This window comes from Pseudacidovorax intermedius (assembly GCF_001476815.1).
In the GTDB taxonomy this organism is placed as follows: Bacteria; Pseudomonadota; Gammaproteobacteria; order Burkholderiales; family Burkholderiaceae_C; genus Xenophilus; species Xenophilus intermedius_A.
In genome coordinates this window covers 1-20,857 of record NZ_LDSL01000025.1, presented here as the reverse complement: position 1 = coordinate 20,857, position 20,857 = coordinate 1, and the positions used below count along the sequence as shown (strand labels likewise).

The window sequence follows — 20,857 nt, the reverse complement described above, 5'->3', positions numbered from 1 at the left end:
ACCTGGCCGAGCTGTTCCGCCCGGCTCGGCCAGCGCCTGGCGGAACAGCTCGGCCAGGTCTTCCAGCATGGCCTCGGCCCGCGCGGGTTCGCTGCGCACCAGCGCGATGGCGCTGTTGAGGGTGTTGAAGAGGAAGTGCGGCCGGATGCGCTGCTGCAGCTCGGCCAGGCGCGCGGTGGTGGCGGCCGGCATCTGGGCGGCGGTGCGCAGCGCCATGATGGCCATGGCGGCCGCACCGAACACGGCGCCGGCCAGCGCACCGGCCAGCCACGGCGCCTGCGCCATGGCGCCGGTGCCCTGCAGCACTGCGCAGCCGTAGAGACCGGCGACGGCACCGGCCGCGGCGCCACCGGCCTGCTGGTGCACGGGCCGCCAGCCGGCCAGCCGCCGCCGCAGCGCACAGGCGGCGATCAACCAGAGCAGCGCGGCGGGCAAGGCGCCACCGGTGCCGGTGGCCAGGCGCAGGAGGGCATCGTGCGGCGACTCAGCCACGAAGAGCACGGCCGTGGCCACCAGCAGTTCCACGGCCAGCACGACGCGCAGCACCATGCCCGGCCGGCAGAAATCGGATTGCGGCGCCATCGGCACGAGGCCGGCGCCGGGGCGGGGTCGCGCCGATAAAATCCGGGGGTTTCGCATGGCTGGCGACGCAGAAGGGCTGCCGATTATGGCCCTCGCCCCCGAGGCTGCGCCGCCCCGCGCTCCGCCCGCCGGTGCGCCGCTCACCGCCTGCTCCCCGTTCCTTGAAGGCCCCTCGCGGCCCCCATCCATGACCCAGAACCAGTTCGACAAGAAATCCGAAGCGTGGTCCGCGCTGTTCTCCGAGCCCATGAGCGAACTCGTGCAGCGCTACACCTCGAGCGTGTTCTTCGACAAGCGGCTCGCGCAGGCGGACATCGAGGGCTCGCTGGCTCATGCGGAGATGCTGGCCGCCCAGGGCATCATCGGTTCGCAGGACCTGGCCGACATCCAGCGTGGGATGGCTCAGATCCGCAGCGAGATCGAGGCCGGCAGCTTCGAATGGAAGCTGGCGCTGGAGGACGTGCACCTGAACATCGAGGCCCGCCTGACCCAGCTGGTGGGCGACGCGGGCAAGCGCCTGCACACCGGCCGCAGCCGCAACGACCAGGTGGCCACCGACGTGCGGCTGTGGCTGCGCGGCGAGATCGACCTGATCGACGGCCTGCTGACCGACCTGCAGAAGGCGCTGGTGAAGATCGCCGGCGAGAACGTGGACGCCATCCTGCCCGGCTTCACCCACCTGCAGGTGGCGCAGCCGGTGAGCTTCGGCCACCACATGCTGGCCTACGTGGAGATGTTCGCCCGCGACGCCGAGCGCCTGGCCGACCTGCGCCGCCGCGTCAACCGCCTGCCGCTGGGCGCCGCCGCGCTGGCCGGCACCAGCTATCCGCTGGACCGCGAGCGCGTGGCCCGCACCCTGGGCATGGAAGGCGTGTGCCAGAACAGCCTGGACGCCGTGAGCGACCGCGACTTCGCCATCGAGTTCACCGCCTTCGCCAGCCTGGCGATGGTGCACGTGAGCCGCTTCAGCGAGGAGCTGATCCTGTGGATGAGCCAGAACTTCGGCTTCATCCAGATCGCCGACCGGTTCACCACCGGCTCGTCGATCATGCCGCAGAAGAAGAACCCCGACGTGCCCGAGCTGGCGCGCGGCAAGACCGGCCGCGTGGTCGGCCACCTGATGGGCCTGATCACCCTGATGAAGGGCCAGCCCCTGGCCTACAACAAGGACAACCAGGAAGACAAGGAGCCGCTGTTCGACACCGTCGACACGCTCAAGGACACGCTGCGCATCTTCGCCGAGATGGTGGGCGGCATCACCGTGCGCCGCGAGGCCATGGAGGCCGCCGCCCTGCGCGGCTATGCCACCGCCACCGACCTGGCCGACTACCTGGTGAAGAAGGGCCTGCCCTTCCGCGACGCGCACGAGACGGTGGCCCATGCCGTCAAGACGGCCATTGCCGAGGGTGTGGACCTGTCGCAGCTGCCGCTGGCCACGCTGCAGCAGTTCAACCCGGAGATCGGCGACGACGTGTTCGGCGTGCTGAGCCTGCGCGGCTCTTTGGAGGCGCGCAGCACGCTGGGCGGCACGGCGCCGGTGCAGGTGACGGCGCAGATCGCACGGCACCGGGCGCGGCTGGGCGATTGAGCACGGCTTGTTGGCCGTCACGATGAAGGGCGCCGGCAAGGCGCCCTTTTCGTTGAAGCGGGGCGTCGCCCGGTCAACCGCCCGTTTCCGCCGCCACCGCCTTCAGCAGTTCCAGTGCCGCCGCCTGCGTGCGCGTCACGGGCCGCTGGGCGCTCACCGCCACGTGCGCCTGCACCTGCAGCCGCGGCGGGCCGATGGGCCGCACGCTGAAGGCCGAGGGGCGGATCGAGGTCTGCACCGCCCGCCGCGCCAGGATGGCGCAGCCGGCGCCGTCGGCCACCAGATCCAGGATGGCGGGCACGCCGTCGATCTCCAGCGCGATCTGCGGCTCGCAGCCCAGGGCGGCCATTTCCGACTCCACGTGCATGCGCACGGCGTTGGGCCGGCTCGGGATGATGAGCGGCAGCTTCGCCACCTCGGCCAGCGGGATGGGCGGCGGCGGCGGGTCTTCCGCCAGGCCCGGCGGGCGGGCCTGCACCAGCATCAGTTCCTCGGCCATCAGCGGCGCGATGTCGAGGCCGGCCGTGGGCTTGGCCTGGTAGAGAACGGCGATGTCGAGCCGGCCGGCCGACAGGGCCTCGTGCATGGAAATCGACAGCCCTTCGCTGATCGACAGCCGGGCCTCGGGCAGCTCGCGGCGAAAGCGCCGCGTCAGCGGCACGGCCAGGGCCCGCGCCACCGTGGGCGGCAGCCCCAGCGCCACCCGGCCGGCCAGGCCGCCGCGCACACGCGCCAGTTCTTCCTGCGCGCGCTGCACCTGATGAAGGATGCCGCGGCCATGCTCCAGCAGCAGGGCGCCGGCCTCCGTCGGCGTCACGCCGCGGCCATTGCGCACCAGCAGGTTCTGACGCAGTTCCACTTCCAGCGTGCGCACCTGGCGGCTAAGGGCCGGCTGGGCGATGTCCAGCGCCAGCGCGGCGCGGGTGAAGCTGCCCAGCTCCACCACCCGCACGAAATACTCCAGCTGTTTCAGATCCATGACGTTCGGCGCATATCGACACACATGCTATAGCAGTTTGTTCTAGCTGCTAGTCGATCATCCCCCTGGGAGCGCGGTCGGCCGACACCCAGAATGGGCGCTGCCCTTCCGACCGCTGCCGGCCTCCGCCGGCCAGCCCGTTCCTCCAGGAGACGACATGCCGAAATCCAACGGTCAGCCGCTGATCATCGACTGCCACGGCCACTACACCACCGCCCCCAAGGCGCTTGAGAACTGGCGCAATGCCCAGATCGCCGGCATCAAGGACCCGTCGGCCAAGCCCAACCCGGCCGACCTGAAGATCAGCGACGACGAGCTGCGCGAGTCCATCGAGCAGAACCAGCTGCGCCTGATGAAGGAACGCGGCAGCGACCTGACCATCTTCAGCCCGCGCGCCAGCTTCATGGCGCACCACATCGGCGACTTCGAGGTCTCCAGCACCTGGGCGGCCATCTGCAACGAGCTGTGCTACCGCGTGAGCGAGCTCTTTCCCGACAACTTCATCGGCGCCGCCATGCTGCCGCAGTCGCCGGGCGTGGACCCCAAGACCTGCATTCCCGAGCTGGAGAAGTGCGTCAAGGAATACGGCTTCGTCGGCATCAACCTGAACCCCGATCCCTCCGGCGGCCACTGGACCAGCCCGCCGCTGACCGACCGCCACTGGTACCCCATCTACGAAAAGATGGTGGAGTACGACATTCCGGCCATGGTGCACGTCAGCACCAGCTGCAACGCCTGCTTCCACACCACCGGCGCGCACTACCTGAATGCCGACACCACGGCGGTGATGCAGTGCATCCAGGGCGACCTGTTCAAGGACTTCCCGACGCTGAAGTTCGTGATTCCGCACGGCGGCGGCGCGGTGCCCTACCACTGGGGCCGTTTCCGCGGTCTGGCGCAGGAGATGAAGAAGCCGCTGCTGGAAGAGCACCTGCTGAACAACATCTTCTTCGACACCTGCGTGTACCACCAGCCGGGCATCGACCTGCTGACGAAGGTGATCCCGGTCAAGAACATCCTGTTCGCTTCCGAGATGATCGGCGCCGTGCGCGGCATCGACCCGCAGACCGGCCACTACTACGACGACACCAAGCGCTACGTGAGCGCCACCGCCAACCTGACGGACGACGAGCGCTTCCAGGTGTTCGAGGGCAACGCGCGCCGGGTCTTCCCGCGCCTGGATGCCGCCCTGAAGGCCAAGAGCCTCTAACCCCTCCCGGAGAGACAAACATGTACGAGTTAGGCGTCGTCTACCGCAACATCCAGCGCACCGACCGCGAGACCGCGGACGGCCTGGCCGCCCTGGGCTCGGCCACGGTGCACGAGGCCATGGGCCGCGTGGGCCTGCTCAAGCCCTACATGCGCCCGATCTACCCGGGCCAGCAGGTGTCCGGCACGGCCGTCACCGTGCTGCTGCACCCCGGCGACAACTGGATGCTGCACGTCGCGGCCGAGCAGATCCAGCCCGGCGACATCGTGGTGGCGGCCATCACCGCCGAATGCACCGACGGCTACTTCGGCGACCTGCTGGCCACCAGCTTCCAGGCCCGCGGCGCCCGCGCCCTGGTGATCGACGCCGGCGTGCGCGACGTCAAGACGCTGCAGGAGATGAACTTCCCCGTGTGGAGCAAGTGCATCAGCAGCAAGGGCTGCATCAAGGCCACCATCGGCTCGGTCAACATCCCCGTGGTGTGCGCCGGCATGCTGGTGACGCCCGGCGACGTGATCGTGGCCGACGACGACGGCGTGGTCTGCGTGCCGCGCGCCGTGGCCGCCAAGACGCTGGAGGCCGCCCGCAAGCGCGAGTCCTTCGAGGGCGAGAAGCGCGCCAAGCTGGCCAGCGGCGTGCTGGGCCTGGACATGTACAAGATGCGCGAGCCGCTGGCGGCCGCGGGGCTCAAGTACATCGACTGAGCGCGTTGCCGGCGCCCGCCGGCACGCGCTGCATGCACAGAAGAACACGGAGACGACCATGACCCTTTCCCGCCGCCAGCTGATCGCCGCCGGCCCGCTCGCCGCGGCGTCGGCCTGGCTCGCGCCCACGCTGGCCGCCGCGCAGGCGGGCTATCCGAACAAGCCCGTGCGCGTGCTGGTCGGCTACTCGGCCGGCGGTGCCGTGGACGCCGTGGCGCGCAGCGTGGGCCAGGCCCTCGCGGCCAGCCTGGGGCAGCCCTTCGTGATCGACAACCGGCCGGGCGCCGGCAGCAACATCGCCGTCAAGGCCACCATCGACGCGCCGGCCGACGGCTACACGCTGATGGTGGCGGCCAATGCGCTGGCGGCCAACATGGCGCTCTACCAGCCCATGCCCTTCGATGCCGAGCGCGACCTGGTGCCGGTGTCGCTGATCGGCCGCGTGCCGGTGGTGATCGCCGCCAATGCCAGTGCGCCCTTCGGCACCATCCAGCAGCTGATCGCCGAGGCCAAGGCCAAGCCCGGCAGCCTGTCCTTCGCCTCGCCGGGCAACGGCTCCACGCCGCACATGGCGGTGGAGTTCTTCGAGCGCGCCGCGGGCATCAGGCTGCAGCACGTGCCCTACCGCGGCGGCGCCCAGGCACTGACCGACGTGATCGGCGGCCAGCTGCCGCTGGTGGCCATCAACGCGCTGGAGGCCCAGCCGCACGTGAAGAGCGGCAAGCTCAAGGTGCTGGCCGCGCTGAGCGCCAACCGCAGCGCCGTCTTCCCCGACGCGCCCACGATTGCCGAATCCGGCTTTCCGGGCTTCGAGGCCTCGGTCTGGTACGGCATCGTGGCGCCAGCGGCCACGCCCCGACCCATCGTCACCCAGCTGCATGCCGAAGTGCAGAAGGCGCTGCAGACGCCGGCCGTGCGCGAGCGCATGGCCCAGGTCGGCGGCGAGGTGCTGCCCGGCAGCATCGAGCAGTTCGTCCAGCTCATCCACTCGGAGCGCGTGCGCTACGAGAAGCTGGTGCGCGAAGCCGGCATCAAGCCCGATTGAACCCATCTCCCCAGGAGCAACGCTCATGAGCAAACCCACCACAGGCCCCTTCGAGAAGACCGCCGGCTGGCTGGACTGGTACAGCGGCCCCAGCAAGCCGAAATTCCAGGTGCCGGCCGGCAGCGTCGATGCGCACTGCCACGTCTTCGGCCCCGGCGCCGAGTTCCCCTACGCGCCCGAGCGCAAGTACACGCCCTGCGACGCCAGCAAGGCGCAGCTCTTCGCGTTGCGCGACCACCTGGGCTTCGCCCGCAACGTGATCGTGCAGGCCACCTGCCACGGCGCGGACAACCGTGCGCTGGTCGATGCGCTGCAGTCGTCCGACGGCAAGGCCCGCGGCGTGGCCACCGTCAAGCGCAGCGTCACTGACGAAGAACTGCAGGCCCTGCACGACGCCGGCGTGCGCGGCGTGCGCTTCAACTTCGTCAAGCGTCTGGTGGATTTCACGCCCAAGGACGAGCTGATGGAGATCGCTGGCCGCATCGCCAAGCTGGGCTGGCATGTGGTCATCTACTTCGAGGCGGTGGACCTGCCCGAGCTGTGGGACTTCTTCACCGCGCTGCCGACCACGGTGGTGGTGGACCACATGGGCCGCCCCGACGTGACCAAGCCGGTGGACGGCCCCGAGTTCGCGCTGTTCGAGAAGTTCATGCGCGAGCACTCCAACGTGTGGAGCAAGGTGAGCTGCCCCGAGCGCCTTTCGGTGGCCGGCCCCAAGGCGCTGGACGGCGAGCAGAACGCCTACCGCGACGTGGTGCCCTTCGCCCGCCGCATCGTCGAGCAATTCCCCGACCGCGTGCTGTGGGGCACCGACTGGCCGCACCCCAACCTGAAGGACCACATGCCCAACGACGGGCTGCTGGTGGATTTCATTCCGCACATCGCGACCACGCCGGAACTGCAGAAGAAGCTGCTGGTCGACAACCCCATGCGCCTCTACTGGCCTGAAGAATGACCCCCACGCTCCGCCGCTTCGCGGGTCGCTGCCCCCCGAGGGGGCGCGAATCGCCTTGGGGCGGCCCGGCGGCGATTCATCAATAAAGGACCCACCATGGCACTCGACAAACCCTACATGGACGTGCCCGGCACGATCATCTTCGACGCCGACCAGAGCCGCAAAGGCTACTGGCTCAACCAGTTCTGCATGAGCCTGATGAAGGCCGAGAACCGCGAGCGCTTCAAGGCCGACGAGCGGGCCTATCTCGACGAATGGCCGATGACCGAGGAGCAGAAGCAGGCCGTGCTGGCCCGCGACCTCAACTGGTGCATGCGCACCGGCGGCAACATCTACTTCCTCGCCAAGATCGGCGCCACCGACGGCAAGAGCTTCCAGCAGATGGCGGGCTCGATGACCGGCATGACCGAAGAGGAATACCGCAACATGATGATCAACGGCGGCCGCCGCGTGGACGGCAACCGCTACGTGGGCGAGGACGGCGATGCGCAAGCCCATCGCCAGCCGCAGGGCGCCCACCATCCCACCAAGGCGGCATGACCATGTGCCCCCGCACCCTTCAGGAGGCTTGAATGGCCCGCATCACCGCATCCGTCTACACCTCGCACGTGCCCGCCATCGGCGCGGCCATGGACCTGGGCAAGACGAAGGAAGACTATTGGAAGCCGCTGTTCGCGGGCTACGACTTCTCCAAGCAATGGATGAAGGACAACAAGCCCGACGTCGTGATCCTCGTCTTCAACGACCATGCCACGGCCTTCAGCCTGGACATGATTCCCACCTTCGCCATCGGCACGGCCGCCGAGTACCAGCCGGCCGACGAGGGCTGGGGCCCGCGCCCGGTGCCCAAGGTGGTGGGCCATCCGGAGCTGGCCAGCCACATCGCGCAGAGCGTGATCCAGCAGGACTTCGACCTCACCATCGTCAACAAGATGGACGTGGACCACGGCCTGACGGTGCCGCTGTCGCTCATGTGCGGCGAGCAGGACCCGAAGAGCGGCGCCTGGCCCTGCCCGGTGATCCCCTTCGCCGTCAACGTGGTGCAGTACCCGGTGCCCAGTGGCCAGCGCTGCTTCAACCTGGGCCGCGCCATCCGCCGTGCCGTCGAGAGCTTCGACGAGGACCTCAACGTGCACATCTGGGGCACCGGCGGCATGAGCCACCAGTTGCAGGGCGCGCGTGCCGGCCTGATCAACTCGGACTGGGACAACAAGTTCCTGGACCGGCTGATCGCCGAGCCGACCGAGCTGGCCAAGGTGCCGCACATCGAGTACGTGCGCGAGGCCGGCAGCGAGGGCATCGAACTGGTGATGTGGCTGATCGCCCGCGGCGCCATGGCCGACGTCAACGGCGAGGGCCCTGCGCCCAGGCTGGCGCACCGCTTCTTCCACGTGCCGGCGTCCAACACCGCCGTGGGCCACCTGATCCTGGAAGAACAGAACTGAACAACCCCGACTCACAGGCAACACAGACATGACCATCAAAGTCGCACTCGCCGGCGCCGGCGCCTTCGGCATCAAGCACCTGGACGGCATCAAGAACATTCCCGACGTCGAGGTGATCTCGCTCATCAGCCGCGACCTGGCCAAGACCCAGGAAGTGGCCGACAAGTACGGCATCAAGCACGTCACCACCGACCTCGCCGACAGCCTGGCCATCCAGGAGCTGGACGCCGTCATCCTGTGCACGCCCACGCAGATGCACGCCGCCCAGACCAAGGCCTGCCTGCAGGCCGGCAAGCACGTGCAGGTGGAGATTCCCCTGTGCGACGTGCTCAAGGAAGGCGAAGAAGTGCTGGCCCTGCAGAAGCAGGTCGGCAAGGTGGCGATGGTGGGCCACACCCGCCGTTTCAACCCCAGCCACCAGTACGTGCACAAGAAGATCCAGGCCGGCGAATTCAACATCCAGCAGATGGATGTGCAGACGTATTTCTTCCGCCGTACCAACATGAACGCGCTGGGCCAGCCCCGCAGCTGGACCGACCACCTGCTGTGGCACCACGCCGCCCACACGGTGGACCTGTTCGCCTACCAGGCCGGCAGCCCGATCGTGAAGGCGAACGCCGTGCAGGGCCCGATCCACAAGGACCTGGGTATCGCCATGGACATGAGCATCCAGCTGCAGGCCGCCAGCGGCGCCATCTGCACCCTGTCGCTCTCGTTCAACAACGACGGCCCGCTGGGCACCTTCTTCCGCTACATCGGCGACACCGCCACCTACATCGCGCGCTACGACGACCTGGTGCAGTCGCACAGCAAGGGCGCCGAAGAGCCGGTGGACGTGAGCCAGGTCGACGTGTCGATGAACGGCATCGAACTGCAGGACCGCGAGTTCTTCGCCGCCATCCGCGAAGGCCGCGAGCCCAACAGCAGCGTGGTCCAGGTGCTGCCCTGCTACCAGGTGCTGCACCAGCTGGAACAGCAGCTGAACGGCTGACCGGACGCCCGTCGGCCGGGTCGCTTGATCCGGCCGAAATAACCCGGGTAAAATTGCGGGCAGGTGCTGAGGGGCGCCTGCCCGCACAAGAGGCTCTCACCCTCCAAAATCTTTCTTATTCCGTGGACAGACCGCGGTCTTCGTTCGAGCCCCATGCGGGACCGGCTCGCCGACGAGGACCTGGAGCACTGCCATGACCCCTTCCCTTTCCCTGCAGGCCCGTCGCGAGCTGACGCGCCAGTACAAGCAGGCCTTTCCCGCCATGGGCATCTATGCCCTGCGCTGCGACGCCGCCGGGCTGCTGCGGGTGGGCAGTAGCCGCCATCTGGACGGCATCTTCAACCGCCTGCGTTTCGAACTGATGCGCGGCGCCCACCGGGACGCGGCACTGCAGGCGGCCTGGAACACGCACGGCGCCGAGGCCTTCCGCTTCGAGGTCGTCGACCGCGTGAAGGAGCGCGACGATCCCGCCTTCGACTATGACGCCGAACTGGCGACGCTGCTGGCGCTGTGGGAGGCCGAGTTGCTGTCACCCGCGGCCGAGGGCGGCGCACGACAAGGAGGCGGCGCATGAGCCGGCTGGCCGACGCCCAGGCCATGCGGCTCGGCCTCGCGCTGGCGCGGGCCCATGCACGCCAGCAGCAGCGCCTGGATGAGCGCCTGGGCATGTGGCATGGCCTGGGCGTGTCGGACTTCCTGCTGCTCGATGCACTGACGCAGGCATCGCACGGACGTCTGCCGACGCTGCAGCTCGCGCAGGCCCTTCACATCGCCCCCTCGACGCTCGTCCGGCAACTGATGCCCCTGGAGAAGACCGGCCTCGTTGCACGTGATGCCGGCACCGTACTGCTGCGGCCCGCCGGCCGGCAGCTGCATGCCGAAGCCGCACAGACCGTGGGTGCCGTGTGCGCCAAGGCTTGGGCCGGCGTCCGTCTGGACCTGTGCGGCCCGGACGCTCTGCAGGCGCAGCTCGATGCCGTGGCGGGCAGCGCCGTCATCCCGACACCGTCTGCGGCGCCAGCGCCATGAAGCAGCAGCCCTTCGGGCACAAGCATGCCCGCGACGACGTCCCGATGGGAAGCGCCAAGGTCCCGGCAGAGGAACTCAAGGTGCGTGCCCGCGTGCGCCTGAATGGCGCGCGCCGCGAAGGGCACAGCGACGACCGCACCCTGGGCGACCATCTGCAGACCGCAGCACAAGAACTCGGCTTCCTGCACTGGGACCATGCGCGCCGCGTGCTGGGCCGCCTCGCCGCGCCGGGCGATGACATGGGCGACTTCTGGCACGCGCCGCGCACGGGCCTGCTGCTGCACCTCTGGTTCGCGCACCATGACGAAGCAGCACCGGTGCTCGCGACGCAGCCCGGCGGCTTCCTGCTCCCCTACCGCCGCCAGTGCTTCATCGTGCGGGCGCCCTTCATCGAAGCCCTGGGCCTCGACGCGACCGACCCCGCCTGGCGGGCCATCGGCCATGATCTGGTGGCAGGCTACGGCACGCCGGCCTGGCAGCACCTGGCCTGGCAAAGAGTCCGTGCGCCGCTTTCAACCTTCCAACCCCGACTAAGCTCTGCCCATGCACACACGACGTATCGCGAACTTTGAGGTCTCGGCCATCGGCCTGGGCTGCATGAACCTGAGCCACGCCTATGGCGTGCCACCCTCGCCCGAGCAGGGCGAGCGCGTGCTGCTGGCGGCGCTGGATGCCGGCGTGACGCTGTTCGACACCGCCGCGCTCTACGGCTTCGGCGCCAACGAGGAGCTGGTGGGCCGTGTGCTCAAGAAGCACCGCCAGCAGTTCACGCTGTGCAGCAAGGGCGGCATGGCGGGCGTGAAGGGCGAAGACGGCGTGATGCGCCGCGTGATCGACGGCCGCCCCGCCACGCTGCGCCGCAACTGCGAGGACAGCCTGCGCCGCCTGGGCACCGACGTCATCGACCTCTACTACCTGCACCGCTGGGACAAGAAGGTGCCCATCGAGGACTCCGTGGGCGAGATGTCGCGCCTGATCGAGGACGGCAAGGTGCGCGCGCTGGGCCTGTCGGAAGTCTCGGCCGGCACGCTGCGCAAGGCCGCCGCCGTGCATCCCATCGCCGCCGTGCAGACCGAGTATTCGCTGTGGACGCGCAACCCCGAGATCGCCGTGCTGGCCGCCTGCCGCGAACTGGGCACCGCCTTCGTGGCCTTCAGCCCGCTGGCCCGCGCCTACCTCACCGGCCGCCTGACCGACGTGGCCGCCCTGGACGCCAAGGACATCCGCCGGCCCATGCCGCGCTTCTCGGCCGAGCACTATCCGCGCAACCTGGCGTTGCTGTCCGGCTTCGAGGCGCTGGCGCAAGAGGCCGGCTGCACGCCCGCCCAGCTGGCACTGGCCTGGCTGCTGGCGCAGGGCGAGGACATCATTCCCATTCCCGGCACCACCAGCGTGGACCATCTGCACGAAGACCTGGCCGCCGCCGACCTGAAGCTGCCCGCCGACGTGATCGCGCGCGCTGGCGATCTCATCAACCAGCGCACCGTAAGCGGTCCGCGCTACCCCGCCCAGGCCACGCAGGAAGTGGACACGGAAGAGTTTCCGGGCTGAGTGCGCCCGCGCTGCCAGACCGGCGCTTCAGATCTGGCGGCTACGGAGCAGGCCGCGCGCGGGTATCCGCTCAACCGGCTTTGCCTCTCCGATCCGTTCGCCCTGAGCTTGTCGAAGGGCCCGCACCAGGCTTCGACAAGCTCAGCCCCGAACGGCCTTTGGGCAACGGAGTGGCATTGAGCCTGGGGGGTGGGTCAAATCGCCACCAGCTGGCGCACACCGTCCGCCGCCATGTCCTTGCCCAGCCCGCGCGCAATCACCTCACCACGCTCCATCACCAGGTAGTGGTCGGCCAGTTCCTCGGCGAAGTCGTAGTACTGCTCGCACAGCACGATGGCCATCTTCTGGCCCTTCCAGCCCTCGTCGGCCAGGCGGCGGATGGCCCGGCCAATGTCCTTGATGATGCTCGGCTGGATGCCTTCGGTGGGCTCGTCCAGGATCAGCATCTTCGGCCCCGGGGCCAGCGCCCGGGCGATGGCCAGCTGCTGCTGCTGGCCGCCCGACAGGTCCCCGCCGCGCCGGTGCAGCATCTGCTTGAGCACCGGGAACAGCTCGTAGAGCTCGGGCGCGATGGGCGTGGAGGCGCTGCGGTAGGCCAGGCCCATGCGCAGGTTCTCTTCGACGGTCAGCCGCGCGAAGATCTCGCGGCCCTGCGGCACGAAGCCCATGCCGGCGCGGGCACGCTCGTAGGGCGTCTTCTTGTGCACCGGCTGGCCGTCGAATTCGATGCTGCCGCTCTTGATGGGCACCAGGCCCATGAGCGATTTCAGCAGCGTGGTCTTGCCCACGCCGTTGCGGCCCAGCAGCACGGTGACCTGGCCCAGCGGCGCCTCGAAGCTCACGTCCCGCAGGATGTGCGAGCCGCCGTAGTACTGGTGGATGTTCTTGACGCTAAGCATTACGACCTCGAAAGAAGAACTGCGGTCCGGTGGCCGCGGAGCAGGCCATGCCAGCAACAGCCGCGGAACGGGCTTCGCCCGGCCGCTGGCTGTGCCCCCTGGAGGGGGTGGCGAAGCGACACGAAGTGCGCGAAGCCTGGGGGTGGACCATTTATCGTCCTAGATACACCTCGATGACGCGCTCGTCCGACTGCACCTCGTCCAGCGTGCCCTGCGCCAGCACCGAGCCGTCGCACAGCACGGTGACGATCTCGGAGATGGTGCGGATGAAGCTCATGTCGTGCTCCACCACCATCAGCGAGTGTTTGCCCTTGAGCGTGAGGAAGAGCTCGGCCGTGCGCGCCGTCTCCTCGTCGGTCATGCCGGCCACGGGCTCGTCCAGCAGCAGCAGCTTCGGGTCCTGCATGAGCAACATGCCGATCTCCAGCCACTGCTTCTGGCCGTGGCTCAGCGTGCCGGCCAGGCGGTTGACGCTGCCCGCCAGGTGGATGGTCTGCAGGATGTCGGCCAGCCGGTCGGCCTGGGCCGAGTCGAGCTTGAAGAACATCGAGGGCTTGACGCGCTTGTCGGTCTTGAGCGCCAGCTCCAGGTTCTCGAACACGGTCAGGTGCTCGAACACCGTGGGCTTCTGGAACTTGCGGCCGATGCCCAGTTGCGCGATCTCGGCCTCCCGGTGCCGCAGCAGGTCGATGGTGCTGCCGAAGTACACGGTGCCTTCGTCGGGCCGCGTCTTGCCCGTGATGATGTCCATCATCGTGGTCTTGCCGGCGCCGTTGGGGCCGATGATGCAGCGCAGCTCGCCGGGCGCGATGTCCAGGCTCAGCTTGTTGATGGCCTTGAAGCCGTCGAAGCTCACGCTCACGTCTTCCAGGTAGAGGATGCGGCCGTGGGTCACGTCCACCTCGCCCGCCACGGCGGGGCGGCCGTAGCCGGCGGTGCGGCCGCCGGACTCGGTCGATGCGCCAGCCGGCAGGCCCTGGGCGCGGGCATGGCGCTGGGCGCCGGCTTCCATCAGGTCGGGCGTCATGCCTGGGCTCCCTTGGGTTCGACATGCACGGTGGGCAGGGCGCCGGGCTCCATGCCTTCCTCCTTCGCGAGCGCACGTTGCGCCTCTTCGCGGCCGGTGGCGGGCAGCGGCTCGGCGGCGGCCTCGGCCCGGTCGCGCTTCATCAGCCGGCGCACCAGGCCGACGATGCCGTCGGGCAGGAACAGCGTGACGGCGATGAACAGCGCGCCCAGAAAGTACAGCCAGTATTCCGGCGCCACCACCGTGAGCCAGCTCTTGGCGCCGTTGACCAAAAAGGCGCCCACGATGGGCCCGACCAGCGTGGCGCGGCCGCCCACCGCCGTCCAGATGGCGATCTCGATGGAGTTGGCGGCGCTCATCTCGCCGGGGTTGATGATGCCCACCTGCGGCACGTACAGCGCGCCGGCCACGCCGCACATCATGGCCGAGATGACCCAGATGCTGAGCTTGTAGGGCAAGGGGTTGTAGCCGCAGAACATGGTGCGCGATTCGGCATCGCGAATGGCCTGCAGCACGCGGCCGTACTTGCTGCCGATCAGCCACTTGGCGAACAGGAAGAAGCCCAGCAGCACCGCGCCGGTCAGGGCGAAGAGCGTCATGCGCATTTCCTGCGTGGCGATGGGAATGCCCAGGATGCGCTTGAAGTCGGTGAAGCCGTTGTTGCCGCCGAAGCCCGTCTCGTTGCGGAAGAACAGCAGCATGGCCGCGAAGGTCATGGCCTGCGTGATGATCGAGAAGTACACGCCCTTGATGCGCGAGCGGAAGGCGAAGTAGCCGAAGACCAGCGCCAGGAGGCCCGGCACCACCACCACCATCAGCATCTGGAAGACGAAGCTGTCGCTGAAGGTCCAGTGCCAGGGGAGCTGCTTCCAGTCGAGGAAGACCATGAAGTCAGGCAAATCGCTCTTGTAGTTGCCGTCGCGGCCGATCTGGCGCATGAGGTACATGCCCATCATGTAGCCGCCCAGCGCGAAGAACAGGCCGTGGCCCAGGGACAGGATGCCGGTGTAACCCCAGATCAGGTCCATGGCCAGCGCGCAGATGGCGTAGCACATGATCTTGCCGAGCAGCGCGACGGCATAGTCGCTGAGGTGGAAGGCGCTGCCCTCGGGCACCCACAGGTTGAGCACCGGCGCCAGCCCGCACGCCACGATCAGCGCGATGAAGAAGGCGGTCCAACCCATGCCGCTCAGAAGCGGGGCCTTGGACGGAAGGGTGACGGTTCTCATGCTTCCGCACTCCTACCTTTGATAGCGAAGATGCCCTGCGGCCGCTTCTGGATGAACACGATGATGAAGACCAGGATGGCGATCTTGGCCAGCACCGCGCCCGCCCAGCCTTCGATGAACTTGTTGAGCACGCCCAGGCCCAGCGCCGCATAGACGGTGCCGGCCAGCTGGCCCACGCCGCCCATCACCACCACCATGAAGCTGTCCACGATGTAGCTCTGGCCCAGGTCGGGGCCCACGTTGCCGATCTGGCTGAGCGCGCAGCCGGCCAGGCCGGCAATGCCCGAGCCCAGCGCGAAGGCGTAGGTGTCTACCCGTGCCGTGTTCACGCCCATGCACGAAGCGATGGGCCGGTTCTGCGTCACACCCCGCACGAACAGGCCCAGGCGCGTGCGGCTGATCAGCCAGGCCATGGCCGCCAGAACGAGGCCCGCGAAGATGATGATGCCGATGCGGTTCCAGGGCAGCACGAGGTTGGAGAGCACTTCCAGGCCCCCGCTCATCCAGCCGGGGTTCTCCACGCCCACGTTCTGCGCGCCGAAGATCGTGCGCACCAGCTGCTGCAACATCAGGCTGATGCCCCAGGTGGCCAGCAGCGTCTCCAGCGGCCGGCCGTAGAGGAATCGGATCACGCCCCGCTCCAGCACCGCGCCCACCAGCGCAGAGGCCATGAAGGAGACGGGAATGGCCGCCACCAGGTACCAGCCGAACATCGATTCGGGCAGGAATCGCTGGAACACGCCCTGCATCACATAGGTGGCGTAGGCGCCGATCATCATCAGCTCGCCGTGGGCCATGTTGATCACGCCCATCAGGCCGTAGGTGATGGCCAGGCCCAGCGCCGCGAGCAGCAGCACCGAACCCAGGCTGATGCCGCTGAAGATCACGCCCAGCCGGTCGCCCCACACCAGGGCGCCATCGATGGCGGCAATGCTGGCCTGGATGGCGGCCTTGACCTGCGGATCGGTCTCATCGGCCAGCCGCTGGTTGAGCAGCAGCTTGGTGTCGGGGTTCTTGTTGTCGCCCAGCGCCTTGGCGGCGGCCAGGCGCTTGGCGGCGTCGGCGCTGGAGAGCATGGAAGCGTCGCGCACCAGCATCAGCTTGGCCTTGACCTTGGCGCTCTGCTCGGCGGCCAGGGCCTTCTCGATCAGCGGCACGCGCGATTCGTCGGGCTCCTTGAACAGCGCCTCGGCCGCTTCCAGCCGCACGGCCTCGTCGGGGCTGGTGAGCTGCAACGCCGCCTGCGCGGCATCGAGCGCGCCGCGCATCAGGTTGTTGTTGACGACGTCCTCGGCCTCGGCCGGCACCTTCACCTCGGCGCCGGTGACCGGGTCGAAGCCCTTGTCGTCCTTCATGACGTAGGCCTGCTTGTCGGTGAACTTCACCGCTTCGTCCACCAGGGCCTGCAGGAAGGCCTTGGTCTTGTCGTCGCCCACGGCCACGGCCTTGTTGATGGCCGCGATGCGGCTCTCGGCATCGCCCGAGGCCATCGCCAGGGCCTCGTCGGCCGTCAGCGCCCGGACCGGCCCAGCCAGCATCAGCATGGCAAGGCAGGCCATCTGCATGAACAAACGCAGGGGTGTCTTCACGTCATCCTCGACATAAACAAAAAAGGCCCGATCCCGACAAGCAAGACCGAGCCTGTGCGCTCGTGAGCCAAGGGCGAGCGAAGCGCAGCCAGTTCGCACGCACCCGCGGAACCGGCTTTGCCGGGCCGCCGGGTGCGCCCCTTGAGGGGGATTCGGCTACACGAAGTGAGCAAGAAACGGGGTGGTCACCGTTCTGGGGTGGTCAAACCTTTGACTTGCCGTCCGGCTCGTCCTTCTTCTTGTCGTTGCCTTCGATGTACGGGCTCCAGGGCTTGGCCTTGACCGGCTCCTTGGTCTTCCACACCACCTTGAACTGGCCGTCGGCCTGGATCTCGCCGATGAACACCGACTTGTGCAGGTGGTGGTTCTTCTCGTCCATCTTGCTCACGATGCCCGAGGGCGCGTTGAAGGTCTGGCCGGCCATGGCGGCGATGACCTTGTCGACGTCGGTGGACTTGGCCTTCTCGACGGCCTGCTTCCACATGTTGATGCCGATGTAGGTGGCTTCCATCGGGTCGTTGGTCAGCGGCTTGTCCTTGTGGCCGGGGATGTTCTTGGCCTTGGCATAGGCGGACCACTTCTTGATGAACTCGGTGTTGGCCGGGCTCTTGATGCTCATGAAGTAGTTCCAGGCGGCCAGGTGGCCCACCAGCGGCTTGGTGTCCACGCCGCGCAGTTCCTCTTCACCCACCGAGAAGGCGACGACCGGCACGTCCTTGGCCTTCAGGCCGGCGTTGCCCAGCTCCTTGTAGAAGGGCACGTTGGAATCGCCATTGATGGTGGACACCACGGCCGTCTTGCCGCCCTGGCTGAACTTCTTGATGTCGGCGACGATGGTCTGGTAGTCGCTGTGGCCGAAGGGGGTGTACTTCTCGTCGATGTCGCTGTCCTTCACGCCCTTGCTCTTGAGGTAGGCGCGCAGGATCTTGTTGGTGGTGCGGGGATAGACGTAGTCGGTGCCCAGCAGCACCCAGCGCTTGGCGGCGCCGCCTTCCTTGCTCATCAGGTAGTCGACGGCGGGAATGGCCTGCTGGTTGGGCGCGGCGCCGGTGTAGAACACGTTCTTCGACAGCTCTTCACCCTCGTACTGCACGGGGTAGAACAGCAGGCCGTTCATTTCCTCGACGACCGGCAGCACCGACTTGCGCGACACCGAGGTCCAGCAGCCGAAGATCACGGCGACCTTGTCCTGGCCGAGCAGCTGCTTGGTCTTCTCGGCGAACAGGGGCCAGTTGGAGGCCGGGTCGACCACCACGGGCTCGAGCTTCTTGCCCAGCACGCCGCCCTTGGCGTTGATCTCGTCGATGGCCATCAGCACCGTGTCCTTGAGCACGGTCTCGGAGATGGCCATGGTGCCGGACAGCGAGTGCAGCACGCCGACCTTGATGGTGTCCTGCTGGGCAAAGGCGGGCGCGGCGCCGAGGCTGGCGATGGCGACGCTGGCGGTCAGCGCCTTGAGGGTGAAGCGACGTTGCATGGCTGCTCTTCTCCTGGGGGGTTCGGTTGGCAAGGGATGGAAGGAACGGGATGGAGTCTCCTTGCCGGGCCCCGCGCGGGCTATACGCCGGGTGGCGTACAGCCCGCCGTCAGAGCGGCACCGCGGTGCGCGCGAAGGCGCGGCGGGCGAAGTCCCAGAAGAGCCGCCCCGCATCCGGGCCGGCGGGGTCGGCATAGCTGCCGCGCGCGCTGCCGCCGCTCCAGGCGTGGGCGAGGGCGTCGATCTCCACCAGGCGCACCTCCAGCACGCGTTTGCGCAGGAAGTCGGTGACCCGCATCGGATGGCGCTGGCCGCGCTGCTGCACGGCGGGATCGGCCGCCTCGGCGCCGACCGCCTGCGCCCACACCTCGGCCGCCAGCCGCCCCGCGGCCGGCCGCACGACCATGTCGCGCCCGCCCTGCACCACCAGCAGCGGCGGCAGCAGCGCCGCGCCGTGCTCGGGCAGGTCGAGCACCGGTGCCCGCCGGCCCGCCATGGCGGCGAGGGCCTGCCGCGGCGAGGTCGCGGCACCCGGCGCCACGCCGGAATGCATCATCACGGCCTGCAGGCGCGCCGGCGCCCGCATGGCCAGCCGCGCCGCCAGCCCGGCGCCGGCCGACAGCCCCGCCACCGCGATGCGTTCAGCGTCTGCGCCGTAGAGCAGGCAGGCCTGGTCGATGGCCGCCAGCACCCGGGCCACTTCGGCGTCGGCCTGCCTGTCGGAGAACCAGTTCCAGCAGCCCTCGGGATTGGCCAGCGCCGACTGCTGCGGATACAGCACCAGAAAGCCTTCGCGCCGCGCCAGCGCGTTCATGCGCGAGCCGATGGCGAAGTCCCGCGCCGTCTGCCTGCAGCCATGCAGCATCACCACCAGCGGCAGCCCGCGCGCGGGGCGACCCGGCACCGGCGGCGGCACGAAGAGGTGGTAACGGCAGGCGCCACCGGCCGCCATGGCGAGCCCCGTCACCCAGTCCCCCGCCCCGGGCGGCGGCCGGCTGCTCTCCGCCGCCGCCTCGCCCACCCGTTTCGCCACCTTCTGCCCCGCGCGCGACATGGCACTCGTCACGACCTTCATTTGCCGCTGGTAGGCCCGCGCGAAGGTGCGGCCGAGAGAAGGGGGACGACGGGGCATGGGCGCGGCCTTGGAAAGAAGCAAAGCACTCCATGCTTGGGACCGCGCAGCGCGGCGTCAAGCAGCCGAAGGCCCAATGCGATGCCGGTCGCAGACATGGCCGGCGCATCGCCGCGCCACGTGCCGCCAGCGACGCCCCACGACCCGCTTCGACGATCGCCGGCACGTTTCGACGGATAAATGCACGAAAGGCCGCGGAGCAGGCCAAGCCGGCAACATCCGCGGAACCGGCTTCGCCGGGCCGCAGGATGTGCCCCCTGCAAGGGGGTAGGCGGGGCGCGAAGCGCGCAGCCTGGGGGTCAGTACACCTCCGGCACGATCATGCTAGCCGGCACCGGCTGCCGGAAGTAATCGTCGTGCCGTTCGCGCTCCGGTAGCGCGATGGGCGGATGCGCCACCTCGCGATACGGCATCTGTCCCAGCAGGTGCGTGATGCAGTTCAGGCGCGCCTTCTTCTTGTCCACCGCCTGCACCACCCACCAGGGCGCCTCGGGAATGTGGGTGCGCTCCAGCATCGCTTCCTTGGCCTTGGTGTAGTCCTCCCAGCGGCGGCGGCTTTCGAGGTCCATGGGGCTGAGCTTCCACTGCTTGAGCGGATCGTGGATGCGGCCCAGGAAGCGCAGGTGCTGCTCCTCGTCGGTGATGGAGAACCAGTACTTGATCAGGCGGATGCCCGAGCGCACCAGCATCTTTTCGAACTCCGGGACGCTGCGGAAGAACTCTTCCAGTTCGTCGTCGGTGCAGAAGCCCATCACCTTCTCGACGCCGGCGCGGTTGTACCAGCTGCGGTCGAACAGCACCATCTCGCCGGCCGCCGGCAGGTGCGACACATAGCGCTGGAAGTACCACTGCGTGCGCTCGCGGTCGTTGGGCGCCGGCAGCGCCGCCACGCGCGCCACGCGCGGATTGAGCCGCTGGGTGATGCGCTTGATGACGCCGCCCTTGCCCGCCGCATCGCGGCCCTCGAACAGGATCACCACCTTCTGGCCGGTGTGCTGAACCCAGTCCTGCAGCTTGACCAGCTCGCCCTGCAGGCGAAACAGCGCCTCGAAATAGGCACGGCGCGGCATGCCCGATTCGTCGTGCTGCAGTGTGCCGTCGGCGCCGACCACGCGGTCTTCGAGTTCCAGTTCGATCTCCTCGTCGTAGCCGTCGATCAGCTCGTCGGCGATGCGGCGCATCAGCACGTCGTGGTCGGTGGGCGTGAAGTCGGAAGAAGGCATGGCGGCACCAATGAAAGGGAAAGGGGGACGAAAACGCCGCACATGCTCGTGTGGGCGCATGACGCCATCGTGACGCCGGCGTCGCACCTGTCATCGGATTGACATGCCGACGTCACATCATCCCAGACCTACTTTCGCCGCCCGACGTGCCCCGTTCCCTGCCTCCCCCCGCCCCGCTCGCCGCCACCCACGCCGCGCACGC

At 68.5% G+C, this 20,857-nt stretch carries 21 protein-coding genes; 12 read left to right on the top strand and 9 right to left on the bottom strand.

Translation table 11 applies throughout. The annotated features are described in order from the left end of the window. Positions 1-582 (bottom strand): histidine kinase (locus NS331_RS03250; RefSeq protein ID WP_242873632.1); only part of this gene is annotated, 582 nt, incomplete at its 3' end. A gap of 187 nt (positions 583-769) precedes the next feature. On the opposite strand from NS331_RS03250, the gene argH reads away from it, so the two are divergent. Then, a complete protein-coding gene (argH, locus tag NS331_RS03245; RefSeq protein ID WP_058640582.1) occupies positions 770-2,170 on the top strand; it encodes an argininosuccinate lyase in 1,401 nt (466 codons plus the stop codon). A gap of 73 nt (positions 2,171-2,243) precedes the next feature. On the opposite strand, the gene NS331_RS03240 is transcribed toward argH, so the two are convergent. After that, positions 2,244-3,149, bottom strand: coding sequence for a LysR substrate-binding domain-containing protein (locus tag NS331_RS03240; protein ID WP_058640581.1), 906 nt, complete (start codon positions 3,147-3,149; stop codon positions 2,244-2,246). Positions 3,150-3,330: 181 nt separating this feature from the next. On the opposite strand from NS331_RS03240, the gene NS331_RS03235 reads away from it, so the two are divergent. From NS331_RS03235 to NS331_RS03185, 11 genes are all read left to right on the top strand, one after another. After that, complete coding sequence (locus NS331_RS03235; RefSeq protein WP_058640584.1) at positions 3,331-4,359, top strand: amidohydrolase family protein; 1,029 nt, start codon at positions 3,331-3,333, stop codon at positions 4,357-4,359. 20 nt (positions 4,360-4,379) lie between these two features. Next, the gene (gene ligK, locus NS331_RS03230) at positions 4,380-5,063 is read left to right on the top strand and encodes a 4-carboxy-4-hydroxy-2-oxoadipate aldolase/oxaloacetate decarboxylase (protein WP_058640580.1); all 684 of its coding nucleotides are present in this window, start codon (positions 4,380-4,382) and stop codon (positions 5,061-5,063) included. A 58-nt stretch (positions 5,064-5,121) separates the two neighbouring features. Then, positions 5,122-6,108: a Bug family tripartite tricarboxylate transporter substrate binding protein gene (locus NS331_RS03225; protein WP_058640579.1), complete on the top strand. Its 987-nt coding sequence runs from the start codon at positions 5,122-5,124 to the stop codon at positions 6,106-6,108. Between the two features lie 25 nt (positions 6,109-6,133). After that, positions 6,134-7,063 (top strand): amidohydrolase family protein, encoded by a 930-nt coding sequence (locus NS331_RS03220; protein WP_058640578.1) that lies wholly within the window; start codon positions 6,134-6,136, stop codon positions 7,061-7,063. 96 nt (positions 7,064-7,159) lie between these two features. Then, a complete protein-coding gene (gene ligA / locus NS331_RS03215) occupies positions 7,160-7,603 on the top strand; it encodes a protocatechuate 4,5-dioxygenase subunit alpha (RefSeq protein WP_058640577.1) in 444 nt (147 codons plus the stop codon). Between the two features lie 32 nt (positions 7,604-7,635). Beyond that, the gene (locus tag NS331_RS03210; RefSeq protein WP_058640576.1) at positions 7,636-8,508 is read left to right on the top strand and encodes a class III extradiol dioxygenase subunit beta; all 873 of its coding nucleotides are present in this window, start codon (positions 7,636-7,638) and stop codon (positions 8,506-8,508) included. A gap of 28 nt (positions 8,509-8,536) precedes the next feature. Continuing rightward, on the top strand, positions 8,537-9,499 hold the full coding sequence (locus NS331_RS03205) for a Gfo/Idh/MocA family oxidoreductase (RefSeq protein WP_058640575.1): 963 nt from the start codon (positions 8,537-8,539) through the stop codon (positions 9,497-9,499). A 193-nt stretch (positions 9,500-9,692) separates the two neighbouring features. Beyond that, complete coding sequence (locus NS331_RS03200) at positions 9,693-10,073, top strand: GIY-YIG nuclease family protein (protein WP_058640574.1); 381 nt, start codon at positions 9,693-9,695, stop codon at positions 10,071-10,073. Further along, positions 10,070-10,528, top strand: coding sequence for a MarR family winged helix-turn-helix transcriptional regulator (locus tag NS331_RS03195; RefSeq protein ID WP_058640573.1), 459 nt, complete (start codon positions 10,070-10,072; stop codon positions 10,526-10,528). Before NS331_RS03200 ends, NS331_RS03195 begins: the two co-directional genes overlap by 4 nt. Continuing rightward, a complete protein-coding gene (locus tag NS331_RS03190) occupies positions 10,525-11,100 on the top strand; it encodes a hypothetical protein (protein WP_058640572.1) in 576 nt (191 codons plus the stop codon). Before NS331_RS03195 ends, NS331_RS03190 begins: the two co-directional genes overlap by 4 nt. Further along, a complete protein-coding gene (locus NS331_RS03185; protein WP_058640571.1) occupies positions 11,072-12,079 on the top strand; it encodes an aldo/keto reductase in 1,008 nt (335 codons plus the stop codon). The genes NS331_RS03190 and NS331_RS03185 overlap by 29 nt, the downstream gene beginning before the upstream one ends. Positions 12,080-12,273: 194 nt before the next feature. Here the strand turns inward: NS331_RS03185 and urtE are convergent, their stop codons facing one another. The 7 genes from urtE to ppk2 form a co-directional block, all read right to left on the bottom strand. Further along, positions 12,274-12,978: an urea ABC transporter ATP-binding subunit UrtE gene (gene urtE / locus NS331_RS03180; RefSeq protein WP_058640570.1), complete on the bottom strand. Its 705-nt coding sequence runs from the start codon at positions 12,976-12,978 to the stop codon at positions 12,274-12,276. A 151-nt stretch (positions 12,979-13,129) separates the two neighbouring features. Then, positions 13,130-14,005 carry an urea ABC transporter ATP-binding protein UrtD gene (gene urtD / locus NS331_RS03175; RefSeq protein ID WP_058640569.1) on the bottom strand — a complete coding sequence of 292 codons (876 nt, stop codon included), beginning with the start codon at positions 14,003-14,005 and terminating at the stop codon, positions 13,130-13,132. Then, complete coding sequence (urtC, locus tag NS331_RS03170; protein ID WP_058640568.1) at positions 14,002-15,234, bottom strand: urea ABC transporter permease subunit UrtC; 1,233 nt, start codon at positions 15,232-15,234, stop codon at positions 14,002-14,004. The genes urtD and urtC overlap by 4 nt, the downstream gene beginning before the upstream one ends. After that, a complete protein-coding gene (gene urtB, locus NS331_RS03165) occupies positions 15,231-16,778 on the bottom strand; it encodes an urea ABC transporter permease subunit UrtB (RefSeq protein ID WP_058640583.1) in 1,548 nt (515 codons plus the stop codon). Before urtB ends, urtC begins: the two co-directional genes overlap by 4 nt. 247 nt (positions 16,779-17,025) lie before the next feature. Next, the gene (gene urtA / locus NS331_RS03160) at positions 17,026-18,300 is read right to left on the bottom strand and encodes an urea ABC transporter substrate-binding protein (protein WP_058640567.1); all 1,275 of its coding nucleotides are present in this window, start codon (positions 18,298-18,300) and stop codon (positions 17,026-17,028) included. A gap of 109 nt (positions 18,301-18,409) precedes the next feature. Continuing rightward, the gene (locus tag NS331_RS03155) at positions 18,410-19,432 is read right to left on the bottom strand and encodes an extracellular catalytic domain type 1 short-chain-length polyhydroxyalkanoate depolymerase (RefSeq protein ID WP_058640566.1); all 1,023 of its coding nucleotides are present in this window, start codon (positions 19,430-19,432) and stop codon (positions 18,410-18,412) included. Between the two features lie 299 nt (positions 19,433-19,731). Beyond that, positions 19,732-20,655, bottom strand: coding sequence for a polyphosphate kinase 2 (gene ppk2 / locus NS331_RS03150; RefSeq protein ID WP_058640565.1), 924 nt, complete (start codon positions 20,653-20,655; stop codon positions 19,732-19,734). Positions 20,656-20,857 lie beyond the last annotated feature (202 nt).